7 protein-coding genes and 1 pseudogene are annotated in these 7656 nt (G+C 72.7%); 4 read left to right on the forward strand and 4 right to left on the reverse strand.

All coding sequences use genetic code 11. The features are described 5' to 3' along the window. The first annotated feature begins 10 nt into the window (after positions 1–10). Together DEP02_RS09395 and DEP02_RS09400 are read left to right on the forward strand one after the other, a co-directional pair. Positions 11–391 carry a cupin domain-containing protein gene (locus DEP02_RS09395; RefSeq protein WP_112466883.1) on the forward strand — a complete coding sequence of 127 codons (381 nt, stop codon included), beginning with the start codon at positions 11–13 and terminating at the stop codon, positions 389–391. Continuing rightward, the gene (locus tag DEP02_RS09400) at positions 388–2034 is read left to right on the forward strand and encodes an amidohydrolase (RefSeq protein ID WP_112466884.1); all 1647 of its coding nucleotides are present in this window, start codon (positions 388–390) and stop codon (positions 2032–2034) included. Before DEP02_RS09395 ends, DEP02_RS09400 begins: the two co-directional genes overlap by 4 nt. A gap of 78 nt (positions 2035–2112) precedes the next feature. On the opposite strand, the gene DEP02_RS09405 is transcribed toward DEP02_RS09400, so the two are convergent. Genes DEP02_RS09405 through DEP02_RS09420 form a run of 4 tightly spaced genes read right to left on the reverse strand, consistent with a single transcriptional unit; the run spans position 2113 to position 5577 of the window. Then, positions 2113–2961 carry an ABC transporter ATP-binding protein gene (locus tag DEP02_RS09405; RefSeq protein ID WP_112466888.1) on the reverse strand — a complete coding sequence of 283 codons (849 nt, stop codon included), beginning with the start codon at positions 2959–2961 and terminating at the stop codon, positions 2113–2115. A gap of 38 nt (positions 2962–2999) precedes the next feature. Further along, complete coding sequence (locus DEP02_RS09410) at positions 3000–3791, reverse strand: ABC transporter permease (RefSeq protein ID WP_198668361.1); 792 nt, start codon at positions 3789–3791, stop codon at positions 3000–3002. Then, entirely contained in the window at positions 3788–4591 is an 804-nt protein-coding gene (locus tag DEP02_RS09415) for an ABC transporter permease (protein WP_438947740.1), read from the reverse strand. Before DEP02_RS09415 ends, DEP02_RS09410 begins: the two co-directional genes overlap by 4 nt. 20 nt (positions 4592–4611) lie before the next feature. Continuing rightward, positions 4612–5577 carry an ABC transporter substrate-binding protein gene (locus tag DEP02_RS09420; RefSeq protein ID WP_112466885.1) on the reverse strand — a complete coding sequence of 322 codons (966 nt, stop codon included), beginning with the start codon at positions 5575–5577 and terminating at the stop codon, positions 4612–4614. A 280-nt stretch (positions 5578–5857) separates the two neighbouring features. Here DEP02_RS09420 and DEP02_RS09425 point away from each other — a divergent pair, with 280 nt between their 5' ends. Next, entirely contained in the window at positions 5858–6637 is a 780-nt protein-coding gene (locus tag DEP02_RS09425; RefSeq protein WP_112466886.1) for an IclR family transcriptional regulator domain-containing protein, read from the forward strand. 545 nt (positions 6638–7182) lie between these two features. Continuing rightward, a pseudogene (locus tag DEP02_RS09430) lies at positions 7183–7656 on the forward strand (hypothetical protein); the annotation flags it as partial.

Raw genomic sequence — 7656 nt, forward strand, 5'->3', positions numbered from 1 at the left:
AGCCCCCCTCATGGACACCACCACCGCCGTCCCCGCCGTCGCCTTCCTGGCCGACGCGGCGAGTGCCGACCTGCCCCCCGCACGTCCCAAGCCCACCAGCACCACCGGTCAGCGGGAGACCACCCGCACCTTGTGGCAGTCCCCCGACGGGCTCGCGGAGGTCGGCGTCTGGGAGTGCGACCCCGGCCACTTCACCGCCACCCGCGACGGCTACGACGAGGTCTGCCAGGTGCTGACCGGGTCCGCCACCGTCCGCACCGACGGCGGTGAGGCCGTCGAACTGCGGCCGGGCTCCACCCTGGCCATGCCGGCGGGCTGGCGCGGCACGTGGCAGGTCCACGAGACCCTGCGCAAGGTGTACGTGCTGCGCACCCACAAGGCGGGAGCATGACCCTCGTCCTGCACGGCGGCCGGGTGTGGACCGGCGACCCGCGGCGCCCGTACGCGACGGCCGTCGCCGTGGACGGCGGCCGGATCACGGCCGTCGGCTCCGACACCGAGGTACGCCGGGCCGCCGGCCGGCCGGCCGAAGCGGTCGACCTGGCCGGCCGCACCGTCGTACCCGGCCTCCAGGACGCGCACATCCACCCCGTCTGGGGCGCCCTGGAAGCACTGCGCTGCGATCTCACCGGGGCCACCGACGCCGCGAGTTGCGTCGCGACCGTACGGGAGTACGCGGCCGCCCACCCCGGACAGCCGTGGATCCTGGGCGGCGGCTGGGGCATGGACTGCTTCCCCGGCGGCTGGCCCACCAGGGAACCGCTGGACGCGGTCGTCCCGGACCGGCCCGTCTTCCTGCCCAACTCCGACCACCACTCGGCGTGGGTCAACTCGGCGGCGCTGGAGCGCGCCGGGATCGACGCCGGCACACCGGACCCGCCGGCCGGGCGGATCGAGCGCGACGCGGCGGGCCGGCCCACCGGGGTGCTGCACGAGAGCGCGATGGACCTGGTGGCCCGGCTGCTCCCGCCGGACACCGTCGAGGAGCAGCTCGCCGCGCTCCGCCACGCGCAGACCCACCTCTTCCGGTACGGCATCACCGGCTGGCAGGACGCCATCGTCGGCGCCTACGGCGGGGCGGGCGACACGCTCGCCGCCTACCGGCGGGCGGACGCCGAGGGCCTGCTGAAGGCCCGGGTCACCGGAGCCCTGTGGTGGGACCGCGACCGCGGCCTGGAGCAGCTGGAGGATCTGGTGGCCCGCCGCGGCGAGCCCGGCCGCCGCTTCCGGGCCGCCGCGGTGAAGATCATGCAGGACGGTGTGCTGGAGAACGGCACCGGCGCCCTGCTGGAGCCGTACCTGGACTCCTGCGGGTGCGCCACCGGCAACCTCGGCCACTCCAACGTGCCCGCCGGCCTGCTCGCCGAGGCGGTGACCCGGCTGGACGCGGCCGGTTTCCAGGTGCACTTCCACGCGATCGGCGACCGGGCGGTGCGCGAGTGCCTGGACGCGGTCGAGGCCGCCGTCCGCGCGGGCGGGCCGCGCGACCGGCGCCACCACATCGCCCATGTGCAGTTGATCGACGACGCGGACATCGGCCGCTTCGCCGAACTGGGGGTGACGGCCAACGTCCAGTCGCTGTGGGCGACCCACCACCAGCAGTCCGACGAACTGGTCGATCCGGTCCTGGGCGAGCGGCGCGCCCGGCGGCAGTACCCCTTCCGCCGGCTGCTGGACAGCGGCGCCCGGCTCGCCGGCGGCAGCGACTGGCCGGTCACCACGGCCGACCCGTGGCAGGCCATGCACGTCGCCGTGCACCGCACCGAACCGCCCGGCTCGACGAACGCCGACTGGCCGGGCGCCGACCGCCCGTTCGGGCCCGGGGAACGGCTGGACCTCACCGACATCCTGCGCGCCTACACCGCCGGCTCGGCCTGGGTGAACGGCAACGACGACGAGGCCGGCCTGGTGCGCGAGGGCATGGCGGCGGACCTCGCCGTCCTCGACCGGGACCTGTTCGCCCCGGACGCGGACGTGGCCGGCACCCGCTCGGTGCTCACGCTGGTCGCGGGGGAGGCGGTCCACACGGAGTGAACCCGGCCGACGGCGTCCGGGACCGTTCCCGGGCGCCGTCGGCGGATGAACGGTGCGGGGCCCCGGAGCCGGGCCCGGTCAGGCCTTGTGGCCCGGTGCCGCGGCAGGCGGCACGGTGTCCGCGTCCGTGTCCGTCTTCTGGAGCGGCAGGGCGCCCGTCGCCCGTTTCGCCGCCTGGATCTGCTCGTACACCCGCGTACGGAGTTCCGTGAAGCGCGGGTCCGCCCGGGTGTGCAGCTGGTCGCGTTCGGCCGGGAGGTCGATCGTCAGCTGTTCCTGGACCACGGTCGGGGACGACGACAGGATGACGACCCGCTCGCCGAGGTAGACGGCCTCGTCGATGTCGTGGGTGACGAAGAGGACGGTCACCCCGAGCTCCTGCCACAGCCGCCGGATCAGGTCCTCGAGGTCGGCGCGGGTCTGGGCGTCGACGGCCGCGAACGGCTCGTCCATCAGAAGTACTTCGGGTTCGTACGCGACGGCTCGGGCGATGGCGACGCGCTGCTGCATGCCGCCGGAGAGCTGCCAGGGGTAGGCGCCCGCGGCGTCTTCGAGGCCGACGGCGTGCAGGGCGTGCTCGACCAGTTCACGGCGGCGGGCCTTCGTCAGGTGCTTCTTCTGGCGCAGCGGCAGCTCGACGTTGTCGCGCACCCGCAGCCAGGGGAAGAGGCTGCGGCCGTACTCCTGGAACACGACGGCCATGCCGGGCGGCGGGCCGGTGATCCGGTCGCCCTGCAGCAGGACTTCCCCGGAGGTGGGTTCGAGCAGGCCGGCGATGCACTTCAGGAGCGTCGTCTTGCCGCAGCCGGACGGGCCCACGAGGCAGACCAGTTCGCCGGCGTCGAGGGAGAAGGTGAGGTCGCGCACCGCCTCGACGTGCCGGCCGTGTCCCTCGTAGACCTTCCGCAGGCCTCTTACGTCGAGCATGTGCTGTCCCTTTCCGGCCTTCACGCCGCTTTCCTTGCTCATGACGCCCTCCGGGACCGGCGCAGGCCGTGGTACCAGGCCAGGGCCCGGCGTTCGACCATCTGGAACACCAGGGCGAGCAGCACGCCGAGCAGTCCGAGGAGCAGGATGCCGCTCCACATGCCCGGGATGGCGAAGCTGCGCTGGAACTGGACGATGGCGAAGCCGAGTCCGTTGCTGGCCGCGAACATCTCGCTGATGACCATCAGGATGACGCCGATCGACAGCGCCTGCCGCAGTCCCGCGAAGATCTGCGGGCTGGCGGAGCGCAGCACCAGGTGGCCGAGGCGCGCGCGGCCCTCGATGCCGTACGACCGGGCCGTGTCGGCCAGCACGCCGTCGATGGCCCGTACGCCCTCGACGGTGTTGAGCAGCACCGGCCAGACGCATCCGGAGACGATGACGACGATCTTCATCGTGTCGCCGATCCCGGCGAAGAGCATGATGACGGGCACCAGGACGGGCGGCGGCACGGCGCGCAGGAACTCCAGCACCGGTTCGGTGGTGGCCCGCACGCGCGGGAAGGAGCCGATGACGATGCCGAGTGCCACGCCGAGGACGGCCGCGCCGGCGTAGCCGAGGAGCAGCCGGGTGACGCTGGGCACCACGTCCGCGGCGATACGCTCGGCGGTCCACACCTCGCGCCCGGTCTCCAGGATGGTGCTCAGCGGCGGCCAGTAGACGTCGGTGCTGCCGGCGGAGGCGAACCACCAGGCGCTCGCGAGGAGGACGGGCAGGCCGACGGCGAGCAGCAGCCGCAGGGCCGCGGTCCGCAGGGTCAGGCGTCTCATGTGGTCACCTCGCCCCGGACGGACTGGTGCCAGGCCAGCGAGCGGCGTTCGACGGCACGGGCGCCCAGGTTGATCAGGACGCCGATCAGCCCGGTGACGGCGACCAGCGCGTACATGTCGGGGACGGCGTGGGAGGTCTGTGCGACGGCGATGCGGGAGCCCAGGCCGGGCGTGCCGATGATGAGTTCGGCGGTGATCGCGAGCACGAGCGCGACGGCCGCCGCGAGCCGCACGCCGGTCATGACGTACGGCAGGGCGGTGGGCCACAGCACATGACGGATCCGGGCCCAGGTCCCCAGGCCGTAGGAGCGGGCGGTCTCCTCCGCGACGGGGTCCAGGTCCTGGACTCCGTACAGGACCTGGACGAGGACCTGCCAGAAGGCGGCGTAGACGACCAGCAGCAGCGTGGAGCGGAGATCGGTGCCGAAGAGCAGCACGGCCAGGGGGATCAGCGCCACCGAGGGGATCGGCCGCAGGAATTCGACGGTGCTGGCCGTCGCCTCGCGCAGATACGGGACCACGGTGATCAGCACGCCGGTGGCGACGCCCGCGACGGTGGCGATGAGCAGCCCGAGAGCCCAGCCGGTGAGGGTGTCGCCGAGCGCCGTCCAGAAGGCGGCGTCGGACATCTCCCCCACCAGGGCGACGGCGATCGTGCTGGCGGGCGGCAGGTAGTCGGGGGACACGAGGCCGAGGCGGGGCACCGCCTCGGCCAGCGCGAGGAAGCCGCCGAGGCCGGCGAGACCCAGCAGGGCGTTCCCCGGTCCCGGGCGGCGCGCGCCCGGGACGGCGGTCTTCACGGATGTCACGGGTGTCTCTGTCACGGCAGCAGCTTGTCCAGGTCGGGGGCCTCCTTGAACAGGCCGTCCTTCTGGCCGAGTTCGCCCAGCCGCTCGAGGGAGGCGCGGTTCGGCTCCTCGGGCCAGCTGGGGAGCGTCATGGCCTTCAGCGTCTTCTCGGGGATCTTGGTGTAGGTGGAGAGGATCTCGCGGACCTCGTCGGGGTGGTTGTTGGCGTAGGCGAGGGATTCGCGGGTCGCCTCGGCGAACTTCTTCACCAGCTCCGGATCCTGCTGGGCCACCTTGTCGGAGGTGAAGTAGAGGGCGACGGTGAGGTCGGGCGAGATGTCGACGAAGTTGGAGGCGACGACCCGGCCGCCCTCGCCCTTGACGACGGCGAGCGAGGGCTCGACGACCCAGGCGGCGTCGACCTGGCCGGAGTTCAGCGCGGCGGGCATCTGGTCGAAGGCGAGCTCCACGAACTGGACCTTCTCGGGGTCGCCGCCGGCCTTGCGCACGGATTCCCGCACGGAGGTGTCGCCGATGTTCTTCAGCGTGTTGACCGCGACCTTCTTCCCGGCCAGGTCCTTGGCCGACTTGATCGGGCTGTCGCCCTTGACGACGACGCCGCCGAAGTCGGCACCCTCCTTCCCGGTCGAGGCCACGCCGTTGGCGACGCCCCGCACCGGAACGTTCTGGCTCTGGGCGATCATGAGCGAGGTCGTGTTGCTGAACCCGAACTGGAACTGGCCGCTGGCCACGCCCGGCACGATCGCGGCGCCGCCCTGGCCGGACTCCAGCGTGAGGTCGAGGCCGTGCTTCTTGTAGAAACCCTGCTTCTGACCGAGGTAGATCGGGGCCACGTCGACGATGGGGATCACGCCGACCTTCACGGCGGTGGTGCCGTCGGACGACTTGCCGGAGGACCCGGATTCGGGCGAACCGCAAGCCGTCACGGTGAACGTGAGCAATGCGGCGGCAGCGACTCCGGCTGGCAGACGACGCACGAGGCCTCCTCGAAGAATGCGCTTTTCGGTATGTGTGCGCAGACCGAACGAAAGTTCTTGCCGGGAACCTATGGTTCGCCCCGTGGCAGGTCAACCCCTTGACAGGGCAACTTTCAACAACTCTGGACCGCCAACCCCGGATCGCTCCTGAAAAGGACGGCCTTCGACCGGCAGGACCTGTCGGTCGCCCGCAGTCCGGCGCCATTTGACGGCCATCGGCCGCTGCCATAGCGTTCTGCCACCGCACCGGCGTTCGGCATGCAAACGGGGAAGGTCGCTGATGGGTGGTCAGGAACGGGAAGCGTATTTCGTACAGTCCCTGGAGCGTGGGCTCGCCGTCATCCGCGCCTTCGACGGCGAGCGCCGCGAACTGACCCTCAGCGACGTCGCCCGCATCTGCGACCTGACCCGCGCGGCTGCCCGGCGCTTCCTGCTCACCCTCGCCGACCTCGGCTATGTCACCACCGATGGGAGGCTGTTCCGCCTCGCCCCGCGTGTCCTGGAACTCGGCTACGCCTACCTCGCCGGCTCCTCACTGCCCGACATCGCCCAGCCCCATCTCGAGAAGCTGGTCGCCGAGGTCCGCGAGTCCTCCTCCCTCTGCGTGCTCGACGGCGACGACATCGTCTACGTCAGCCGAGTGCCCACCAGCCGCATCATGACGGCCACCATCACCGTCGGCACCCGCTTCCCCGCCCATGTCACCTCGGTCGGGCGGGTGTTGCTCGCCCACCTCCCGGACGAGCGGATCGACCAGCACCTCGCCAGGTGCGAACTGCACCCGCTGACCTCCCGCACCATCGTCTCCCCGGCGCAGCTGCGCGCCGAACTCCAGCGGATCCGCAAGCAGGGGTACGCCATCCTGGACCAGGAGCTCGAGGTGGGGCTGCGCAGCGTGGCCGCCCCGGTCCGCGACGGGGACGGCACCGTCGTCGCCGCCGTCAACATCCCCGTGCACGCGAGCCGCAACTCCGTCGACTCCGTACGCCGGGACCTGCTGCCCTCGCTCCTTGCGACCGTGGCCCGGATCGAGGCCGACCTGCACGTGGTCAGGCGCTGACACCCAGGCCGCCCCGTGCCGCCGGAGCGACTCCGCCCTGAGCGCCCGCCCCGCCCGCGCGACCGGCCCGTCCCCGCCGCGCCCCGAGTGCTTCCGGAGAGGACGGCGGCAGCGCCCGACGCCTGGACGAGCACACCGAGGCCACCGTTGCGCAGCCGGTCCTCACCGTCGTCCGTGGCCGGACGGACGACATCGGACTCGCCGCGCCGACCGCCGCGCCGACCGCCGCGCGCGACGCCATGGCCGGCTCGGCCTGGTGAACGGCAACGACGGCGAGGCCGGCGCCTGGTCGACGCTCACCCTGGTCGCGGCGGCGGAACCGCTTGCGGCATCCCTCCGCGGGACACTGTGCCGGGGCGCGGGCGGCGACCGGAGTGTTCACCGCCGTACTGGACGACGTACTGACGAGCGCCCGGTGGCAACCGGTGTGGCCGGGGATCGGAGTCCTGCCACCTGGCGGGAATCGACCAGGCGGGCCGATCGCCCCGGTGAGGGCCGCCGAGGGCAGGTGAGAACAGGTGGCCGGCCTGCCGCATAATCCTCGGATGTCCGAGAACCCGGTTCCGATACCGTCGGGGGCCGTCCCCGCAGACATTCCCGACTGGCGCTCCGTCGACGCCGCGGCCTGGCGGAAGGCCGGCCCGGCGCCCTGGGCGAGGCCGTTGTGGTCCGCTCTGGCGCTGTTCGTCACCGTGGCCGCGGCGGTCGGCGCGGAGCCGGAACCGGTGTGCAGCGACGCGGTTCCGTGCGGTCCGGACTGGGTCGGCCTGGTGCAGGTGGGCCTGGTCATGGGCTTGCTGTACTGGCTCGTCCGGCTTCCCGAGCTCGTCCTCGTCACCGCGCCGGTCGCGGCGGTCCTCGTGGCCTTCGAGCAGTTCCCCGCTCCCGGAGAGGCGTCCCTCGTCGCGAACGCGGCGGTCCTCGCGGCCCTCGCCCTCGGCTGGGCCGCCGCCTGGGCGCGGCTGGCCGCCCGGCGCGGGCAACGGCGACTCGCCGAGTCCGCCGCCGGGGTGCGGCAC

This window comes from Streptomyces triticisoli, assembly GCF_003270085.1.
GTDB classification, from domain to species: Bacteria; Actinomycetota; Actinomycetes; order Streptomycetales; family Streptomycetaceae; genus Streptomyces; species Streptomyces triticisoli.

Coding starts and splice junctions, on each gene's coding strand:
- DEP02_RS09395 (WP_112466883.1), top strand. CDS start 11: ATGGACACCACCACCGCCGTCCCCGCCGTCGCCTTCCTGGCCGACGCG.
- DEP02_RS09410 (WP_198668361.1), bottom strand. CDS start 3,791: ATGAGACGCCTGACCCTGCGGACCGCGGCCCTGCGGCTGCTGCTCGCC.
- DEP02_RS09405 (WP_112466888.1), bottom strand. CDS start 2,961: ATGCTCGACGTAAGAGGCCTGCGGAAGGTCTACGAGGGACACGGCCGG.
- DEP02_RS09400 (WP_112466884.1), top strand. CDS start 388: ATGACCCTCGTCCTGCACGGCGGCCGGGTGTGGACCGGCGACCCGCGG.
- DEP02_RS09425 (WP_112466886.1), top strand. CDS start 5,858: ATGGGTGGTCAGGAACGGGAAGCGTATTTCGTACAGTCCCTGGAGCGT.